The organism is Streptosporangium sp. NPDC050855 (assembly GCF_044456585.1).
Lineage (GTDB): Bacteria > Actinomycetota > Actinomycetes > Streptosporangiales > Streptosporangiaceae > Streptosporangium > Streptosporangium longisporum.
The window spans coordinates 201,368-218,289 of sequence record NZ_JBITFY010000004.1; the positions used below are offsets into that span (position 1 = coordinate 201,368).

Consider the following 16,922-nt stretch of genomic DNA (forward strand, 5'->3'; position numbering starts at 1 on the left):
ACGCTGGCGTACCACCGGACGTGGATCCCGCCCCGGCTCCCGCTTCGGATGCCTGAAACCCCCGTCCGGCCCGTGTAGCCGTCTCGACAACCCAGGATCGAGCCTCCATGCAGTCCGACATCGACGCCCAGCTCAACAACTTCTTCGAGGACGCTCCCGCTCGGGAATTCGACGTGGTGCTCCGTGGCTTTGACCGGCACCAGGTGCACGACCATCTGAAGCAGGTCGACGGCGAGTTGCGACAGGCCCGGGAGCAGGTTCAGGCCCTGCAGCGGGAGCTGTCCGACTCGCAGAGGCAGCTCCAGGAGCAGGAGCGCCCGACCTACTCCGGCCTCGGCGCCCGGATCGAGCAGCTGCTCCGCCTGGCGGAGGAGCAGGCGACCGAGCTCGTGCAGGCCGCCAGGTCCGAGGCGAACGAGATCAAGGCGGCGTCCAAGGTCGAGGCCGCGGACCTGCGCGCCGCCGCCGAGAACGAGGCGGCCGAGAAGCGCGCCCTCGCCACCCGCGAGGTCGAGGAGATGCGCACCAGCGCCGAGCGCGACGCCGAGGAGATCCGCTCGACCGCCCGCCGCGAGGCCGACGAGCTGACCTCCACCACCGAGCGCGAGGTCTCCAAGCTGCGGGCCACCGCCGACCACGAGGTGGCCGAGAAGCGCGCCGACGCCGAGCGCGAGATCGCCAAGCTGCGCACCACCACCGAGCGCGAGGTCGCGCAGCTGCGCGCCTCGACCAAGCGTGAGCGCGACGAGGTCCTCACCACCGCCAAGCGCCAGGCCGACGAGATGCGCGCCCAGGCACAGCGGGTGCTGGAGGAGTCCGAGGCCAAGCGGGCCCAGGACGAGGCGGAGTTCGAGATCCAGCTCGCCGCCCGGCGCGAGGACGCCGAGCGCCAGGAGGCCGAGCGCCACGCCACCGCGCAGGCCGCGACCCAGAAGCTGGTCGCCGAGGCCGAGCAGCGGGCGGCCACCGCCGAGCAGCGGGCCACCCAGGCCACCCAGCAGGCCGAGCAGACCCGTCGCGAGGCGGACACGCACGCCAAGCAGCTGCTGGCCAACGCGCGCAAGAACGCCGACCAGGTCGTGTCGGAGGCCAAGGCGAGCGCCGAGTCCATCGTCTCCGAGGCCAAGGCCGAGTCCGAGCGCAGCCGCTCGGTCGCCCAGCGCCAGGTCGACGAGCTGACCCGCCAGCGCGACAGCATCACCAGCCACCTCGCCCAGCTGCGCCAGCTCCTCGGTGGCGCGCCGCTGCCGCCCGCCGAGCCGGAGCCCGCGATCGCCGCGGCCCCGCCGAAGCCGGCCATTCCGGCCGCGAGCGCCAACGGTGCCGAGAAGCCGGTCCCGGCTCCCGCCAGGGCCGAGACCAAGGACGACGACGCGGAGTGGTGGCAGGAGTAGGGCGGCCGACGGCTCGGGGCGTTGACGACGGCTACCGGAGAGCCTGGCGACCATCGCGGTCGCCGGGCTCTCTTCCTGTGCTCCCCGCCCGATCCCTCCGGCGTACGGGACCCGGGCCGGTCCCGGAGCCGGTCCCCGTGCCGTTCAGCGGCGGGGTGATCCCCCGCCGAGTTCCGCGACGAAGGCCGACACCGCCCGGTTGAACGCCTCGGGCTGCTCGATCGCGCTGAGGTGACCGGCCTTCTCGATCACCGCCAGCCGCCCGTCGGGGGCGGCCTCGGCCATCGCGTCCGCGACCGCGATCGGAGTGATCTCGTCCTCCTCGCCCACGATCACCAGGACCGGCGCGTCGAGCGCCCGCAGCGTGTCGAAGGAGTCCGGGCGGGCGGCCATGGCCCGCTGCGCCCAGGCGGCGGCGACCGGCGGCGCGGCCTGGACCAGCCCGCGCACCCGGCCGGAGACCATCGCCCTGCGCTCCAGCGTGGTCCGCCCGAGCAGGCCGGGCAGCACCTTCTCCACCAGGACGGACGTGCCCTCCCTCAGCACGTCGTCGGCGATCCGCTCGCGGCCGGACCTGGCCTCCTCGGGGTCGGCGCTCGCCTTGGTGTCGGCGAGGATCACCCCCAGCAGGCGGTCGGGGTGGCGGCGGCACAGGGCCATCGTCACGTAGCCGCCCATGGACAGGCCGCCGACGACGGCCCGGTCGACGCCCTCGCGGTCCAGCAGCCGGGCGACGTCGTCGGCCATCACGTCCAGGGAGGGCTCGTCCTCGCCCAGCACCGAGCCGCCGAAGCCGCGCAGGTCGGGCGTGATGACCTTGCAGACCTCGGCCAGGCCCTCCCGCTGGGCCAGCCACATGGCCGAGGACAGGGGGAAGGCGTGAAGGAGGACGACCGGAAGTCCCTCACCCGCCGAGCGTGTGTACAGCTGCACGCCCCCACCGTATTCCCGCGGCCCGTCCCCGGCACCCCCTGATCGCCCGCCGTTCCCGGCGGCGGGGTGATCGCGCCGCCGGTGAACGGGACGGTCCCGCCGATACGGTCACGAAGATCCCGGCGGGGGCACGGACCGGGCGGGTCTAGGGGCCCGCGACCTCGGCGGGCCGGTCGGTCCGGTCCTCCTCACCGGTTTGACCGGGCTGACCGGGCCGGCCGACCGGGTCGGGTTGGCCGGGCTGGTCGGCGACCTCGGTGGGCAGGGGGTGGGCCGCCGGGTTCACCCGCCGGACGATCTCGTCGAGCACGATCCGCACGTACGGCTCGCCGACCCACAGGTGCTTGGCGTCGTCCACCCCGACGACCTCGGCCTGCGGCACCCGGGCGAACCGCTCGCGGGCCTCCTGCGGGCGGAGGTAGTCGTCGAACTCGGGCACCAGCGCGACCAGCGGCCGGCCGAACCGCGCCCAGGCGTCGAGGTCGGCGTCGCCCGCCCGGCGCAGCGGCGGGGAGAGCAGGATCGCGCCCTGCACCAGCGGGTCGTGCCCCCACTTGAGCGCCAGCTCGGTGCCGAAGGACCAGCCGACCAGCCAGACCCGGGGCAGGTCGTGGAAGTCGGCGTACTCCAGCGCGGCGGCGACGTCCAGGCGCTCGCCCTCGCCCTCGGCGAAGGCGCCCTGGGAGGTGCCCCGCTCGGAGGTGGTGCCGCGGGTGTTGAACCGCAGCACGGCCAGGTCGGCGAGGGCGGGAAGCCGGTTGGCCGCCTTCTTGTACACGTGGCTGTCCATCATGCCGCCGTGGGTGGGCAGCGGGTGCAGGCAGACCAGCGTGGCCACCGGGGGCCGGTCGGCCGGGAGGGCCAGCTCGCCGACGAGGGTCAGCCCGTCACCGGTGTGCAGCTCGATCGGCTCCCTGCGCGCGGGCAGCACCGTGGAGGCCCTGATCTCCATGTCTCTCCTCAGATCCGCGTCGTCGGTCGTTCAGTATCTGCTGCGGCCGGGGCCGTGCCTGAGCCGGTTGCGCCAGCACGCGGTGTGCCAGTGCCTGCGCTCGTCCTCGCCGCCGGGCCAGGCCGGCCAGCTCACCACGTGCGGCACGCGCGCCCCGATCTCCTGGTCGCAGCCGGGGCAGCGGTAGACCTTGTCCGCCGCGCCACCGGTGAGCCTGCGCACCCGCCACTCACCGTCGGGCCACTCCTCGGTACTGTCCAGGCCGGGCACGAAGGCGCCCACCGGGCGTGCCGTCCCCTTGCCGTCGCGGTCGAAGGGGCCGGCGCGGCGTGCCCTGCGAGGGCTCACGGCCGGTCTCGGAAGCTCCGGACCCCGGCCGCGACGAGCTGCTCCAGCAGCGGCGCGGGCGCGAGGAACGGTTCGCGGTACTCCGCGTAGAGGGCGCGCAGCCCGTCGCGGACGGTCTCCAGGCCGAGTGCGTCGATCGTCTCGAACGGGCCCTGCCGGTAGCCGCAGCCGAGCCGCATGGCGACGTCGATGTCCTCGCAGGTCGCGTATCCGGAGTCGTACATCCGGACGGCGTCGTTGAGGTACGGGTACAGCAGCGCGTCGACCACGAACTCGGCACGGTCCCGGCACGGCACCGGGACGCGACCGGCGGCCCGGACCAGGCTCTGCACGGCGCGCGCGACCCGGGGGTCGGTCAGCACCGTGGAGGCGACCTCGGCGACGCCCTCGCCCACCAGGTGCACGCCGACCAGGCGCTCGGGGTGCGGCAGCCGCGGGGCGAGCTCGATCACCGGGACGCTGGACAGGGCGAGGACCGCCTCGGCCTCCTCCACCGGCGTGATCGTGAGGCCCTCATCGGCCAGGCGGGCGGCGAAGGCGTCGCCCCCCTCGCCCAGGACCGCGACCCGCTTCGGCGAGGGCTCGTCCGCGGACGGGCCGGGGGCGCCGGAGGTGTGGGAGGTGTGGGAGGTGTCGGCGTGCTCGCCGGGCCCGTAGAAGCCGCCGCCCGCCTTGCGGCCGAGCAGGCCGGCCGAGATCCGCTCGCGCAGGATCGGCGCGGGCGCGTGGCGGCGGTCGCGGCTCTCCTGGAACAGCACGCTCAGCACCTCGTAGGAGGTGTCCAGGCCGATCAGGTCCAGCAGGGCGAAGGGGCCCATCGGCAGCCCCGCGCCGAGCCGCATCGCGGTGTCGATGTCGTCGCGGCCGGCCAGGCCGCTCTCCAGCAGGACGGCGGCGTGGTTGAGGTACGGCAGCAGGAGCCGGTTGACCACGAAACCGGCCCGGTCGCCGACGGTGACCGGGGTCTTGCCGAGCCGCCGCGCCAGCTCCGCCACCTCCTCGGCCAGACCCTCGTCGGTGACCATCGTGTGGATCACCTCGATCAGCTTCATGACCGGCGCGGGGTTGAAGAAGTGCATGCCGATCACCCGGCCCGGCCGGGTGGTGGTGGCCGCGATCGCGGTGATCGAGAGCGAGGAGGTGTTGGTGGCGAGCACCGCGGACGGCTTGCAGATGCGGTCCAGGTCGGTGAAGATCGCCCGCTTGAAGTCCATGACCTCGGGGACGGCCTCGATCACCAGGTCGGCGTCGGCCAGGTCCTCCAGCGAGGTCGTCAGGGTCACCCTGCCGAGGATCTCCGCGCGGGCCGCCTCGGTCAGCCTGCCCTTGGCGAGCGCGCGTCCGGTGGAGTCCTCCAGGTGACCCCGTCCCCGTGCCAGCGCCTCCGGACCGGCCTCCACGCCGATCACGGAGATCCCCGCGCGGGCGAAACACTCGGCGATCCCGGCGCCCATCGTGCCCAGACCGACCACACCGACCGTCACGAACGTGCTCGTCATCACTCTCCCCACCCTGCCCGCGGAACCCGCTCCGCGTGGCGGACGACCTGCTCCGGCATCGCCACAGTGTCCCAGAGAGGTACCGGCTACCCCAAAAGCCGGTTCCTAGTAGTGAACAACACGCGACTACTTGAACGCGAGTTGAGTATCCATTACTGTTTGAGAACATGAGCAGAGGAGGAGGCGTGAAGGAAGAGCTGACACCCCAGGAGGCGCTGCGCCGGATCGGCGAGGTCGACCGGCGCGCCCGGCGCCCGGCGCGCGTCGCCGGGCTGATCTACCTGATCGTCGGCCTGGCCACGATCGTGTACTGGCCGGTCATGAACTTCGGTCCCGCCTGGTCCCAGCTGACGGTCGGCCTGCTGTGGCTCGTCCTGACCGTCGCGTCCACCTGGTATCTCGGCAGGATGAGCGTCGAGGACCGCGAGGTCACCTGGGCCGGCAGGCCGACCGGGCCGGTCACGGTCACCTACCTCGGCGCCGTCGCGGTCGTCTTCCTGGTCGGCCTGTTCCTCGTCCCCGACGATCCCGGTACCGGCTGGAAGGTGGCGCTGGTCGTGCTGGCGGCCTGCGCGAGCCTGCCTCCCCTCTACGCCGCCTGGCGGGTGCTGCGGGCGGCACGGTGAGCCAGGCGAACGGCACGGGCGGCGCGAACGGCACGAACGCCGCGGGCGGCACGACCGGCGCGGGAGGCACGGACGGCGCGGGAGGCACGGACGGCACGGGTGGAGCGGGCGGCGCGGGTTCACACCCCCGTCACGAGCTCGACGACGTCATCCACGCGCCCGTCCGGCTCTCGGTCATGGCCGCGCTGGCGGTCACCGACCGGGCCGAGTTCCGCTTTCTGCGCGACACGATAGAGGTCAGCGACTCCCTGCTGTCCAAGCACGTCATCACCCTGGAAGAGGCCGGCTACGTCCGCGTGGAGAAGGCCTTCGTGGGTAAGCGCCCACGCACCTGGCTGGCCCTCACCGACGAGGGCCGCCGGGCGTTCCACGACTACGTCTCCGTGCTGAGACGTCTCACCGATGGGTCCCCCTCATGATCGAAATTGACGACCTGCACAAACGCTACGGCGACAAGACCGCCCTGGACGGGGTGACGTTCTCGGTACGGCCGGGCGAGATGTTCGGCTTCGTCGGGGCCAACGGCGCCGGTAAGACCACCACGATGCGCATCCTGATGGGCGTGCTGACCGCCGACTCGGGCACCGTGCGCCGCGACGGCCGGGAACTGACCTTCGAGGACCGCCGCAGGTTCGGCTACATGCCCGAGGAGCGCGGCCTCTACCAGAAGATGAAGGTCGCCGAGCAGATCGAGTACTTCGGAAGGCTCAGCGGCATGGGCGCGGGCGAGGCCAGGAAGGCCACCGGCGACCTGCTGGAGCGGCTCTCGCTCACCGAACGCGCCGGTGACGCGGTGGACACGCTCTCGCTGGGCAACCAGCAGCGCGCGCAGCTCGCGGTGGCGCTGGTGCACCGGCCCGAGGTCCTGGTCCTGGACGAGCCGTTCTCCGGGCTGGACCCGCTGGCCGTCGACGCGCTGGCCGAGGTGCTCACCGAACGCTGCCGCACGGGCGTGCCGGTGCTCTTCTCCAGCCACCAGCTCGACCTCGTCGAGCGGCTCTGCGACTCGGTCGGCATCATCTCCGCGGGCCGCATGGTGGCCAGCGGCACGACCGAGAGCCTGCGCGACCGCGGCGGGCGCGGCCTGCTCAGGGTGGTCGTCAGGAACGCCGCCCCGGGCTGGACCGCCACCCTGCCGGGAGAGGTCACCGAGAGGGGCGACGAGGTGCTCGTCGCGGGCGTCGACGGCGACGGCCAGGAAGTCCTGCACCTGGCGATCAAGGCCGGGAGGGTCGAGCACTTCGGCTGGCAGCGGCCCACGCTCACCGAGATCTTCCGGGAGGCGGTCGCATGACGCGCCCGGCCACGAACGGCACGAACACGGACACGACGACCGCGGGCGTGACGCCCTCGGGTGAGGGGACGGTGCGGCGATGAACGGGCTCTGGCTGGTCGCGCGACGCGAGATCGTCACGCGCGCCCGTACGAAGGCGTTCGTCATCAGCCTGGTGGTGAGCGCCGTGCTGGTCGCGGCGGTCGCGTACCTGCCCACGCTCTTCTCCGGGCCCGACTCCTACACCGTGGGACTCGCCGGGACGCAGTCGCAGGCGCTGCGACCGGCCCTGACCGGCACGGCCGAGGACGTGAAGATCACCGTCCGGGACCTGCCCGACGAGAACGCCGCGCGCGCCGCGCTCACCGCGGGCGACCTGGACGCCGCCGTGGTGGACGGCCGCAGGGTGCTCGCCGACGGCGAGGTCGACCGCGAGCTGGGCCTGCTGCTGGAGAACGCCAACCAGACCGTCCAGGCCCAGAGCCGGCTGGCCGACGCCGGCCTCGATCCGGCCAAGGTCGCCCAGGCGATGCAGGTCGCGCCCCTGGAGCAGGTCTCGGTCGGCGCCGACGCCCGCTACGCGGGCGTGCGGGCGGGCATCGCGTCCCTGCTGGTCATGGTGCTGTTCTTCCTGCTCATCTACTCCTCCATGTACGTCGCGATGGGGGTGGTCGAGGAGAAGGGCAGCCGGATCGTGGAGATCCTGCTGACCTCGGTCCGCCCCTGGCAGCTGCTGGGCGGCAAGATCGTGGGACTGGGCGCGCTCGCGCTGGCGAACCTCGTCGTGATCATCGTGGCCGGTCTCGGCGCGGCCGCGGCCACCGGCCTCGCCGCCGACCTGCCCCCGGGCATGACCGGCATCGTGCTCAGCGCCCTGTTCTGGTTCGTCCTGGGTTATGCGTTCTTCGCGGCGCTGGCCGCGGCGCTCGGATCGCTGGTCTCCCGGCAGGAGGACGCCAACAGCGTCCTGACGCCGATGACGATGCTCATGATGGTCACCTACCTGGTGGCCTACTACGCGGCGGTCCAGCCCAACGGCTCGGTGGCCCGGATCCTGTCCCTGGTGCCGCCGTTCTCCTCCATGGTCATGCCGGTACGGATGGCCGGGGGCCAGGTGCTCGCCTGGGAGATCGCCGTGGCGGCGGTCCTGATGCTCCTGGCGACGGTGGGCACGCTCATGCTCGGCGCGCGCATCTACCGGCGCGCGGTCCTGCGCACCGGCGGGCGCGTCAAGCTCTCCGAGGCGATGCGCTGACGGCGGATGCGCTGCCGAACGCCGCGGAGAAGACGAACACCGCGGAGAAGCGGCACACCGCCCTGCCGGCCGAACGGATCACGGGGATCCGGGGACCGTCCGGCCGGTAGGGTTCGGTCATGCGTCTGGTCATCGCGCGGTGCAGCGTGGATTACGTCGGAAAGCTCACCGCCCATCTTCCGATGGCACCCCGGCTCATTCTCATCAAGGCCGACAGCAGCGTCTCCATCCACGCGGACGACCGGGCCTTCAAGCCGCTGAACTGGATGAACCCGCCGTGCAGGCTCCGCGAGGAGGAGGGCACCTGGACGGTCACCCACGGCAAGACCGGTGAGCAGCTGGTCCTCACCATGGAGGAGATCATCCACGACACCAGCCACGAGCTGGGCGTGGACCCGGGCCTGATCAAGGACGGGGTCGAGGCCCACCTGCAGGAGCTGCTGGCCGAGCACATCACCACCCTGGGAGCGGGCTGGACCCTGGTGCGCCGCGAGTACATGACGGCCATCGGGCCGGTCGACATCCTCTGCCGCGACCACACCGGCGCGTCCGTCGCCGTGGAGCTCAAGCGCCGCGCCGGCATCGACGCCGTGGAACAGCTGACCCGCTACCTGGAGCTGATGAACCGCGACCCGCTGCTCGCCCCGGTCAGCGGCGTCCTGGCCGCGCAGAGCATCGCCCCGCAGGCCAAGACGCTGGCCACCGACCGCGGTATCCGCTGCGTGACCTTGGACTACGACGAGCTGCGCGGCATCGAGCGCAACGACACGCTGTTCTGAGCGTTCCGGTCGTTCCGGGCGTTCCTGGCGTTCCTGGCGCTCCTGGCGTTCTGAGCGTTCCGGGCGTCGGGGAGACCGCGGATCACGCCCGCCCGGCGTGGACGCGACGCCGTTCCCACCGGTGCGGGCGTGACGGGAGTGCGGGCTCAGGCCCCTGCGGCGCGGACGTGCCGGGCGGGGCCCGTGGTCACCAGCCGCCGTAGGGGACGGTGATCACTTCCATGCCGTGCCCGTCGGGGTCGAGGAAGTAGAAACCCCGCCCGCCGTCGTTGTGGTTGATCTCGTTCGGGCGGGAGAGCCGGGGATCCGGATAGTAGGTGACCCCGGCCGCCTTGACCCGCCCGAGGATCTCGTCGAACTCGTCCTCGCCGACCAGGAACGCGTAGTGGTGCTCCGTGATCGTCTCCTGGTCGCTGGTCGCGAAGTCCAGGGTGACACCGTTGGCCGTCTCCACCGGGAGGAACGGGCCCCACTGCCTGCCGACCTTCAACCCGAGGATGTGGGCCAGGAACTCGGCGGAGACCTGCCTGTCCCGGGAGAAGACGATCGTGTGATTGAAATGAACAGCCATGCTGAAATGCCCCCAAAGGCATCCCGGACACCTCGTGCGCCTCACCCGACCGGTGACGACGTTTGATGCCCTCGCAGAGGATACAACGCCGGCCACGGCGAGGCACGCACCCGATCGCGCTCGCCGGTGACGTCCCCCGCCGTGTCCTCCGCGCGTCCTCCGCGTGTCCTCCGCGCGTCCTCCGTTCGGTGGACAACCGGCTCCGTCGAACGTTGGTCCCGCCGCGGCCTCGCCGACGCGAGGCTGGGGACATGAGCACAGCGGTGAGAGTGAGAGGCCTGACCAAGCGCTACGGCGACGTGCAGGCCGTCGCCGGTATCGACCTCGACATCCACGCGGGCGAGGTCTTCGCGATCCTCGGCCCGAACGGGGCCGGGAAGTCCACCACGGTCGAGATCCTGGAGGGGCACCGCACCAGGGACGCCGGCGAGGTCAGCGTCCTGGGCGTCGATCCCGGCAGTCCCACCCGGGCGTGGCGGTCGCGGATCGGCATCGTGCCGCAGACGGCCGAGGACGTGGCCGAGACGACCGTACGGGAGACCGTCCGGCACTTCGCGCGCTACTACCCGCGGGCCAAGGACCCGGACGAGGTGATCGAGCTGGTCGGGCTGACCGGGAAGGCGAACAGCCGCATCCGGCAGCTCTCCGGTGGCCAGCGGCGCCGGGTGGACGTCGCGCTCGGCGTGATCGGCGGCCCCGACCTGCTCTTCCTGGACGAGCCGACCACCGGGTTCGACCCGGAGGCCCGCAGGCGCTTCTGGGAGCTGATCGAGGGCCTGGCCCGTGACGGCACCACGATCGTGCTGACGACCCACTACCTGGACGAGGCCGAGGCACTGGCCGACCGGGTGGCGGTGGTCTCCGCGGGGCGGATCGTGGCCGAGGGCGATCCCGCGTCCCTGGGCGGCAGGGCCACCGCCAAGGCCGTGGTCGGCTGGTCCGAGGAGGGCGAGCGCCGCTTCGTGGAGACGGACACGCCCACCGCGACCGTCCTGGAGCTGACCGGCCGCTTCGACGGCGAGGTCCCCGAGCTGACCGTGACCCGGCCGTCCCTGGAGGACATCTACCTCGGCCTCATCGGCACCCCGGCCTGACCCCCTCCCCGGGACCGGTTCCACGCCGGCCCCGGGTGCGGACCCTGCCGGCGACCGGTCGGTCGACGGCCGCCCCGTCCCGCCCCCGAATCCCGGACCCTCGAACTCCAGGCCCTCGAATCCCCGCCCCCCTTCCCGAACATCTTCCAAACGTCGAACCCGCGCGTCGGCCCCCCGCGCCGACCGACCCGCAAAGGTACTTCCCGGATGAACCAGACCCTCGCCCGCCCCGCCGCCCCGCCCGCCGAGACGCGACAGCCCTCCACCGTCCACCTGGGACTGGCCCGCGCGGCCCTGGAGAGCAGGATGTTCTTCCGCGAGAGGGACGCGGTCATCTTCACCTTCGCCTTCCCGATCATCATGCTGGTGCTCTTCGGCTCGATCTTCTCCAGCCAGGTCGAGGGAACCGGCCTGACCGTCTCCCAGCTCTACGTGGCCGGGCTGATCGGCACCGCCGCGATGACGGGGTTCCAGAACCTCGGGATCACCATCGCGATGGACCGCGACAACGGCACGCTCAAGCGGCTGGCCGGAACGCCGCTGCCGCGGAGCGCCTACTTCATGGGCAAGGCCCTCACCACCCTGTTCGTCTCCTTCCTGCAGGTCGTCATCCTCCTGGTCATCGGGGTCGCGCTGTTCGACCTGCAGCTACCGTCGGAGGCGTCCAGGTGGTTCACCTTCGCCTGGGTGTTCGTGCTCGGCGTGGTCGGATCGTCGCTGCTCGGTGTCGCGATCAGCGGCCTGCCCCGCTCGGCCAAGAGCGCCGGTGCGGTGATCACGCTGCCGTTCACGGTGCTGCAGTTCATCTCCGGGGTGTTCATCCCCGTCTTCACGCTCCCGTCCTGGCTGGTAAACATCGCCTCGCTCTTCCCGCTCAAGTGGATGTGCCAGGGGTTCCGGTCGGTCTTCCTGGGTGACGCCGGTGCCACACTGGAGCTTGCGAACTCCTACGAGCTGGACCGGGTCGCCCTGGTCCTGGGAGCCTGGACCGTCGGAGGACTGGTGCTGTGCCTGATGACGTTCCGCTGGAAGAGCCGTCGCGACGGATGAGAGCCGACGACCGCGCCGAGCCCCTCCTTCGGGGGGCGGGGGCGCACGCGTGGCGATCGCTTCGCGGGTGGGAGGCGCTCCTCGTCATCGGGACGCTGCTGCCCACCTGGTTCGCGGTGACCTCCGACGCCCCGACGCACGTGAAACTGGTCGTCGCGGGCTGTCTGCTGACGATCCTCCCGCTCTACCTGCTGCTCGGCCGCCCGGCGATCCTCTCCGGGAACCGCCCGCGCGAGATCGCCTACATCGTCGTCATGATCGCGCTCTTCACCCCCGCGGGGCTGTTCGCGCCGGACGCGACGTTCGCCCTGTTCGGGCTCTGCCCGCAGTGCTTCATCGTCTTCCGTGCCAGGCAGGCGATCGTCGCCGTGATCGCGCTGAACCTCTCCCCGACCGTCCGCTACGTCTTCCTGACGTCGGAGCCGTTCAACTTCCTGATGGTGATGACCATCATCATCTTCTTCTCCAGCATCTTCGGTGTCTGGATCGAGAAGATCACTGCGCAGAGCGAGGACCGAGCCATGCTCATCGAACAGCTGGAGAACAGCCGGGCCCAGGTGGCCGCGCTCTCGGCCGAGCGCGGGGCCCAGACCGAGCGCGAACGGCTGGCCGGGGAGATCCACGACACCCTGGCCCAGGGCTTCACCAGCATCATCATGCTGATCCAGGCGGCCGAGGCGCAGCAGGACCCGTCCCGGCACCTGGCGCTGGCCGTCCGGACCGCGCGGGAGAACCTCGCCGAGGCCCGGCTGCTGGTCACCACGCTGAGCCCGGCCCCGCTGGACGGCTCCACCCTGGACGAGGCACTGGAGCGGCTGACGGGCCGGCTCGGCGAGGAGACGGGGTTGTCCGCCCGCTTCGAGGTGTCGGGGACGTCCCGGCCGCTGAGCGCACCGGTCGAGGTGGTGCTCGTCCGCGCCGTCCAGGAGGGACTGGCCAACGTGCGCAGGCACGCGGCCGCGGAGTCGGTCGTCGTGTCGATCTCCTACCGGGAGGAGTCGGTCCGTCTGGAGGTGCGCGACGACGGGCGCGGGCTCGACCCGTCCGTCTCCCGGGGGTACGGCCTGCGCGGCATGCGCGGCCGCGTCGAGCAGGTCGGCGGGACCGTGACGGTGACCGGCCCGCCGGGCGGCGGGACCTCGCTCGAGGTGATCGTCCCCACCGGCGGTACCGGCACCACCGAACGGGCCAGCACGACCGAACGACCCGATACGACCGAACGGACCGACCGGCCTGACACGACCGGCCCCACCGAACGGCCTGACACGACCGGCCCCACCGAACGGCCTGACACGACCGGCCCTACCGGCACGGCCGAACGACCCGGCACGGCCGAACGACCCGGCACGGCCGAGCGGGCCGGCACGACCGGCCGGGGTCGCGCGGCCGGGCGGATCGACCGGCTCGGCGGGAGAGGATGACGGATGCTGCACGTGATGATCGTCGATGACCACCCGGTGGTCCGTGAGGGGCTTCGGGGGATGCTGGAGGCCGATCCCGGGATCACCGTCGTGGGCGAGGCCGCGTCCGGGGACGAGGCGGTCGTGCGGGCCGGGGCGATCCGCCCCGACGTGATCCTGATGGACCTGCGGATGCCCGACGGGGACGGGGTGAGCGCCATCCCCCGCATCCTGGCCGACCGGCCGGAGAGCCGGGTGATCGTGCTGACCACCTACGAGACGGACACCGACATCGTCCGGGCGGTCGAGGCGGGTGCGGCGGGGTACCTGCTGAAGGACACCTCCCGGGCGGACCTGCTGGCCGCGATCCGTTCCGCGGCGCGCGGGGAGACCGTGCTCTCCCCGTCGGTGGCGACGAGGCTGGTCACGCGGATGCGGGCGCCGGTGACCGAGTCGCTCTCGCCGCGCGAGACCGAGGTGCTCTCCCTGGTGGCCAGGGGGATGACCAACGCGGAGATCGGCAGGGCCCTGTTCATCAGCGAGACCACCGTCAAGACCCATCTGCTGCGCGCCTTCGGCAAGCTCGGCGTCTCCGACCGCACCGCCGCCGTCACCACGGCCATGGACCGGGGCCTGCTCACCCGCTGACGCCCCCGCGGGACCCGTGCTCCCGAAGCCCCGCGCTCCCGCTCCCGGCCGGCCGCGCGGGACGGGCACCGGACCACCGCAGGCACCGGACGAACCGAAGACACCGAAGACACCGGAGGCACCGGAGAGGCCGGACGGGCCGGTCCCGGTGTACCGGACCGCGGCATCGGGTCTATCGTGAGCGCACCGTGTCCGCACGGCTCGCCGCGTCTCGCGGGTGGCGGGCGTCCCGCCCTCGTGGCGGGCGTCCCCGCCGCCGAAGGCGCGCCGCCCGCGCGGGCATCCGCCACGGCGCAGAGGAGACGACCTTGACCACGGTGACCGGACAGCGCACCTTCGACTCCCTGGACCCCGCCACCGGCGCCGTCGTCGGCACCCATCCGATCCAGGACGCCGCCGCGGTGCGCGCCGCCGTGGCCGAGGCGGAGGTCGCCGCCGCCTGGTGGGCGGGGCTGGGCCCGGCCGAGCGCAGGCGGCGGCTGCTCGACTACAAGGCGCTCCTCACCCGGGACCTGTCCAGGATCGCCGACGTGGTCCACGCCGAGACCGGCAAGCCCAGGGGGGACGCCGTCCTGGAGGTCGTGCTGGCCGTCACCCACCTGGACTGGGCCGCCAGGAACGCCCACCGGGTGCTCGGGCGGCGGCGCGTCTCCCCCGGCCTGGTCGGGGCGAACATCGCGGCCACCCTGGAGTACCTGCCGCTGGGCGTGGTCGGGGTGATCGGGCCGTGGAACTACCCGGTGTTCACGCCCATGGGGTCGATCGCCTACGCGCTGGCCGCGGGGAACGCGGTGGTGTTCAAGCCGAGCGAGCTGACCCCGGGCGTGGGGGTGCTGCTGTCCGCGCTGTTCGCCGAGGCCGTACCGGAGCACCGGGTCCTGCGGACCGTGACCGGGCTGGGCGAGACCGGTGCGGCGCTGGCCTCCGACCCCGGGGTGAGCAAGATCGCCTTCACCGGCTCGACGGCCACCGCCAAGCGGGTGATGGCCGCCTGCGCGACGAACCTGACGCCGATGGTCGCCGAGTGCGGCGGCAAGGACGCGTTGATCGTGGACGCCGACGCCGACCTGCCCGCCGCGGCGGACGCGGCGCTGTGGGGCGCGCTCTCCAACGCGGGCCAGACCTGCGTCGGGGTGGAGCGGATCTACGTGGTGGACGCGGTCTACGACGCCTTCATGAAGGAGCTCACCGACCGGGCCGGGCGGGTGCGGGCCGGTCGCGACTACGGCCCGATCACCATGCCCGCCCAGATCGACGTCATCCGGCGGCACATCGACGACGCGGTCGCCGGCGGCCGGGCCGTGGTGGGCGGGGCCGGCTCGGTGCGGGCGCCCTTCGTCGACCCGGTGATCGTCGAGGACGTGCCGGAGGACTCCCCCGCGGTCCGCGAGGAGACGTTCGGCCCCACGGTGACGGTGAAGCGGGTCGCCGACGTGGAGGAGGCGCTGGAGAAGACCAACGCCACCGCGTACGGGCTGGCCGGGACCGTCTTCTCGGGGAACGCGCGGCGGGCGGTGGAGCTCGCCCGCCGGATGCGGGGCGGGATGACCGCGATCAACTCGGTCATCTCCTTCGCGTCGATCCCGGCGCTGCCGTTCGGCGGGGTCGGCGACTCGGGGTTCGGCCGGATCCACGGCGCGGACGGGCTACGGGAGTTCGCCCGGCCCAAGGCGGTCTCCCGCCAGAGGTTCGCGCTGCCCGGGATGAACCTCACCTCGTTCACCCGGGGCGAGAAGGAACTTGACCGGCTGATCAGGCTTGTCACCTTCTTGCACGGACGACGTAAACAATAAAGACCACCCCTTCCACAAAAAGGATCTTGCACCCATAATGGTTAATTCTGGGGGCCAGGATCATGAGGTGGAAGTGATAAAGCGAATGTCCGTCAACCTCACACCGACCCGTGGGAGCTTGACATGAACGGACGGTCATATCGAGGAATGTCGCCGGAGGAGCGTCTGGCGGAACGCCGGGAACGCCTGATCGCCGCGGCGTACGTCCTCTATTCCGACCCCGGATTCCCAGAGACCACGATCGAGAGATTGTGCGCGCGGGCGCGCATCTCCAATCGCGCCTTCTATGAATGCTTCTCCGGGCGCGAGGAACTGATGCAGGCCCTGCACGCGCGGTGCATTCAGGAGACCCTGGAGTCGATGTACAAGGCCATCGACCAGGTTCCGGACACCCTGGCCGACCGGGTCGAGGCCGGGGTGACCGAGTACATCCGCTTCGTCACCGAGGACAGGCGCCGGGCGCGGATCCTGCACATGGAGGTACGCCGGGCGGGCGACTGCCTGATCACCTCCCGGCAGCTGGGCGTGGCGGGCTTCGTCGACGCGATCAAGGCGAACGTCGCCGACCTGCCGGAGGCCACCAAGGCCAACCAGCACCTGCTGGCGCTGGGCATGATAGGAGCGGTCCAGGAGCTGCTCATCGAGTGGGTCCTGTCCGACGACCCCCCGCCGGTCGAGAGCCTGATCAGCACCGCGACGCACATCTTCCGGCGGTCCTTCGTGACCTGAGGCGGACCGCGCCCTCCGGCGATCCGAGGGGACGCGCGACCTACCGGGGCCCGGGCGAGACCGGAACGGGCCCCGGGGACGAGCAGGGACCGGGCGGGAACGCCGGCCAGGCCGATCAGGCCCGGTCAGGCCCGGTCAGGCCATCGCCGCCACCGGGAGCTCCACGGTGAGGACCCGGTTGAGGCGGGTCACCGCCAGTACCCGCATGATCCTCGGGGGCACGCCCCTGAGGATGAGGCGGCGTTCCGCGCTCAGGGCCCGGCGATGCGTGCCCACGAGCACGCCCAGACCGGTGGCGTCGATCATTTCCAGTTCGGAAAGATCCACTATCAGATCACCGTTCCCGGTGTCGACCGCCTCGTGCAGCCGTGGCCGCACTCCGGCGACGGTTCCCGCGTCGAGACGGTTTCCGACATCGACCACCTGGGCCTGGGAATTGCCGGGGACGCGCATGCCTCCTCCTCACGCCTGACCGCGCTGCGGACGCGGCCGGGCACAGCGGCGGTGCGTCATCCTGACCGACGGATCACGCACCGCATTCGTACGACGTCACGGCATGCAAGAAGGCGCGAACCTCC

Annotated in this window: 18 protein-coding genes; 12 read left to right on the forward strand and 6 right to left on the reverse strand. The window is 72.1% G+C overall.

The window, feature by feature from the left end; all coding sequences use genetic code 11:
* Positions 1-107: 107 nt before the first annotated feature.
* Positions 108-1,394, forward strand: a complete 1,287-nt coding sequence (locus ACIBCT_RS11690) for a DivIVA domain-containing protein (RefSeq protein WP_399187435.1) — start codon at positions 108-110, stop codon at positions 1,392-1,394.
* A 144-nt stretch (positions 1,395-1,538) separates the two neighbouring features.
* Here the strand turns inward: ACIBCT_RS11690 and ACIBCT_RS11695 are convergent, their stop codons facing one another.
* From ACIBCT_RS11695 to ACIBCT_RS11710, 4 genes are all read right to left on the reverse strand, one after another.
* A complete protein-coding gene (locus tag ACIBCT_RS11695) occupies positions 1,539-2,327 on the reverse strand; it encodes an alpha/beta fold hydrolase (RefSeq protein ID WP_399187437.1) in 789 nt (262 codons plus the stop codon).
* Between the two features lie 145 nt (positions 2,328-2,472).
* Positions 2,473-3,279 carry an alpha/beta hydrolase gene (locus tag ACIBCT_RS11700; protein ID WP_399187439.1) on the reverse strand — a complete coding sequence of 269 codons (807 nt, stop codon included), beginning with the start codon at positions 3,277-3,279 and terminating at the stop codon, positions 2,473-2,475.
* A gap of 30 nt (positions 3,280-3,309) precedes the next feature.
* A complete protein-coding gene (locus ACIBCT_RS11705; protein ID WP_399187441.1) occupies positions 3,310-3,627 on the reverse strand; it encodes an ATP/GTP-binding protein in 318 nt (105 codons plus the stop codon).
* Positions 3,624-5,126 (reverse strand): 3-hydroxyacyl-CoA dehydrogenase family protein, encoded by a 1,503-nt coding sequence (locus ACIBCT_RS11710; RefSeq protein WP_399187443.1) that lies wholly within the window; start codon positions 5,124-5,126, stop codon positions 3,624-3,626. The genes ACIBCT_RS11705 and ACIBCT_RS11710 overlap by 4 nt, the downstream gene beginning before the upstream one ends.
* Before the next feature lie 185 nt (positions 5,127-5,311).
* On the opposite strand from ACIBCT_RS11710, the gene ACIBCT_RS11715 reads away from it, so the two are divergent.
* The 5 genes from ACIBCT_RS11715 to nucS all read left to right on the forward strand — a co-directional run bounded on the left by ACIBCT_RS11715 (position 5,312) and on the right by nucS (position 9,059).
* Positions 5,312-5,752 carry a hypothetical protein gene (locus tag ACIBCT_RS11715; protein WP_399187445.1) on the forward strand — a complete coding sequence of 147 codons (441 nt, stop codon included), beginning with the start codon at positions 5,312-5,314 and terminating at the stop codon, positions 5,750-5,752.
* Positions 5,749-6,171, forward strand: coding sequence for a winged helix-turn-helix domain-containing protein (locus ACIBCT_RS11720; protein ID WP_399187447.1), 423 nt, complete (start codon positions 5,749-5,751; stop codon positions 6,169-6,171). The genes ACIBCT_RS11715 and ACIBCT_RS11720 overlap by 4 nt, the downstream gene beginning before the upstream one ends.
* The gene (locus tag ACIBCT_RS11725; protein WP_399187449.1) at positions 6,168-7,046 is read left to right on the forward strand and encodes an ABC transporter ATP-binding protein; all 879 of its coding nucleotides are present in this window, start codon (positions 6,168-6,170) and stop codon (positions 7,044-7,046) included. The genes ACIBCT_RS11720 and ACIBCT_RS11725 overlap by 4 nt, the downstream gene beginning before the upstream one ends.
* Before the next feature lie 79 nt (positions 7,047-7,125).
* Entirely contained in the window at positions 7,126-8,280 is a 1,155-nt protein-coding gene (locus tag ACIBCT_RS11730; RefSeq protein ID WP_399187450.1) for an ABC transporter permease, read from the forward strand.
* Positions 8,281-8,399: 119 nt separating this feature from the next.
* Positions 8,400-9,059, forward strand: a complete 660-nt coding sequence (gene nucS, locus ACIBCT_RS11735) for an endonuclease NucS (RefSeq protein ID WP_399187452.1) — start codon at positions 8,400-8,402, stop codon at positions 9,057-9,059.
* 187 nt (positions 9,060-9,246) lie between these two features.
* Here nucS and ACIBCT_RS11740 read toward each other — a convergent pair whose 3' ends face one another.
* Positions 9,247-9,630: a VOC family protein gene (locus ACIBCT_RS11740; protein ID WP_399187454.1), complete on the reverse strand. Its 384-nt coding sequence runs from the start codon at positions 9,628-9,630 to the stop codon at positions 9,247-9,249.
* 251 nt (positions 9,631-9,881) lie between these two features.
* Here ACIBCT_RS11740 and ACIBCT_RS11745 point away from each other — a divergent pair, with 251 nt between their 5' ends.
* From ACIBCT_RS11745 to ACIBCT_RS11770, 6 genes are all read left to right on the forward strand, one after another.
* On the forward strand, positions 9,882-10,724 hold the full coding sequence (locus tag ACIBCT_RS11745) for an ABC transporter ATP-binding protein (protein WP_399187456.1): 843 nt from the start codon (positions 9,882-9,884) through the stop codon (positions 10,722-10,724).
* A gap of 207 nt (positions 10,725-10,931) precedes the next feature.
* The gene (locus tag ACIBCT_RS11750; RefSeq protein WP_399187458.1) at positions 10,932-11,774 is read left to right on the forward strand and encodes an ABC transporter permease; all 843 of its coding nucleotides are present in this window, start codon (positions 10,932-10,934) and stop codon (positions 11,772-11,774) included.
* On the forward strand, positions 11,771-13,195 hold the full coding sequence (locus tag ACIBCT_RS11755; RefSeq protein WP_399187460.1) for a sensor histidine kinase: 1,425 nt from the start codon (positions 11,771-11,773) through the stop codon (positions 13,193-13,195). The genes ACIBCT_RS11750 and ACIBCT_RS11755 overlap by 4 nt, the downstream gene beginning before the upstream one ends.
* A gap of 3 nt (positions 13,196-13,198) precedes the next feature.
* Complete coding sequence (locus ACIBCT_RS11760) at positions 13,199-13,822, forward strand: response regulator (protein WP_399187462.1); 624 nt, start codon at positions 13,199-13,201, stop codon at positions 13,820-13,822.
* 308 nt (positions 13,823-14,130) lie between these two features.
* Entirely contained in the window at positions 14,131-15,615 is a 1,485-nt protein-coding gene (locus tag ACIBCT_RS11765; protein WP_399187464.1) for an aldehyde dehydrogenase family protein, read from the forward strand.
* Between the two features lie 147 nt (positions 15,616-15,762).
* Positions 15,763-16,344, forward strand: coding sequence for a TetR/AcrR family transcriptional regulator (locus ACIBCT_RS11770; protein WP_399187466.1), 582 nt, complete (start codon positions 15,763-15,765; stop codon positions 16,342-16,344).
* A 135-nt stretch (positions 16,345-16,479) separates the two neighbouring features.
* Here ACIBCT_RS11770 and ACIBCT_RS11775 read toward each other — a convergent pair whose 3' ends face one another.
* Positions 16,480-16,797 carry an STAS domain-containing protein gene (locus ACIBCT_RS11775; protein ID WP_399187468.1) on the reverse strand — a complete coding sequence of 106 codons (318 nt, stop codon included), beginning with the start codon at positions 16,795-16,797 and terminating at the stop codon, positions 16,480-16,482.
* Positions 16,798-16,922: the final 125 nt, after the last annotated feature.

Coding starts and splice junctions, on each gene's coding strand:
- ACIBCT_RS11730 (WP_399187450.1), top strand. CDS start 7,126: ATGAACGGGCTCTGGCTGGTCGCGCGACGCGAGATCGTCACGCGCGCC.
- ACIBCT_RS11750 (WP_399187458.1), top strand. CDS start 10,932: ATGAACCAGACCCTCGCCCGCCCCGCCGCCCCGCCCGCCGAGACGCGA.
- nucS (WP_399187452.1), top strand. CDS start 8,400: ATGCGTCTGGTCATCGCGCGGTGCAGCGTGGATTACGTCGGAAAGCTC.
- ACIBCT_RS11725 (WP_399187449.1), top strand. CDS start 6,168: ATGATCGAAATTGACGACCTGCACAAACGCTACGGCGACAAGACCGCC.
- ACIBCT_RS11740 (WP_399187454.1), bottom strand. CDS start 9,630: ATGGCTGTTCATTTCAATCACACGATCGTCTTCTCCCGGGACAGGCAG.
- ACIBCT_RS11710 (WP_399187443.1), bottom strand. CDS start 5,126: ATGACGAGCACGTTCGTGACGGTCGGTGTGGTCGGTCTGGGCACGATG.
- ACIBCT_RS11755 (WP_399187460.1), top strand. CDS start 11,771: ATGAGAGCCGACGACCGCGCCGAGCCCCTCCTTCGGGGGGCGGGGGCG.
- ACIBCT_RS11690 (WP_399187435.1), top strand. CDS start 108: ATGCAGTCCGACATCGACGCCCAGCTCAACAACTTCTTCGAGGACGCT.
- ACIBCT_RS11745 (WP_399187456.1), top strand. CDS start 9,882: ATGAGCACAGCGGTGAGAGTGAGAGGCCTGACCAAGCGCTACGGCGAC.
- ACIBCT_RS11760 (WP_399187462.1), top strand. CDS start 13,199: ATGCTGCACGTGATGATCGTCGATGACCACCCGGTGGTCCGTGAGGGG.
- ACIBCT_RS11770 (WP_399187466.1), top strand. CDS start 15,763: ATGTCGCCGGAGGAGCGTCTGGCGGAACGCCGGGAACGCCTGATCGCC.
- ACIBCT_RS11700 (WP_399187439.1), bottom strand. CDS start 3,279: ATGGAGATCAGGGCCTCCACGGTGCTGCCCGCGCGCAGGGAGCCGATC.
- ACIBCT_RS11775 (WP_399187468.1), bottom strand. CDS start 16,797: ATGCGCGTCCCCGGCAATTCCCAGGCCCAGGTGGTCGATGTCGGAAAC.